The sequence below is a fragment of the Alkalihalophilus marmarensis DSM 21297 genome, from assembly GCF_000474275.2.
In the GTDB taxonomy this organism is placed as follows: Bacteria; Bacillota; Bacilli; order Bacillales; family Bacillaceae_D; genus Alkalihalophilus; species Alkalihalophilus marmarensis.
On the sequence record NZ_ATAE01000061.1, the window covers coordinates 1 to 284 of the forward strand.

Below are 284 nucleotides of genomic sequence, written 5' to 3' on the forward strand. Positions count from 1 at the left end.
AGCATGACAGGGTCAATGGGAGGACGCCCATTATCTTGGGAATAAAAAGACTTCACCCGGTCATAGATAAAATTAAAATCAATCGACGCATCAATTTTCCGTAATAGATGATCTTCAGGAACCAGCTGATCAATAGATACGATTTCTAATTCAATTTGTTTTTCACGAATCGGACGTAACAATGTCATCACCTCAGCACTTTTCTTCTATTTTTATTATATCTATATGTATAATCGGTTTAAAGTATAAAAATAGGCTGTTGAGAAGACTTTCTCAACAGCCTG

At 35.6% G+C, this 284-nt stretch carries 1 protein-coding gene; it reads right to left on the reverse strand.

The window, feature by feature from the left end:
* Nucleotides 1–182: transposase (locus A33I_RS18585; RefSeq protein ID WP_022629821.1), on the reverse strand; the 182-nt coding region annotated here is incomplete at its 3' end.
* Between the last annotated feature and the right edge of the window lie 102 nt (nucleotides 183–284).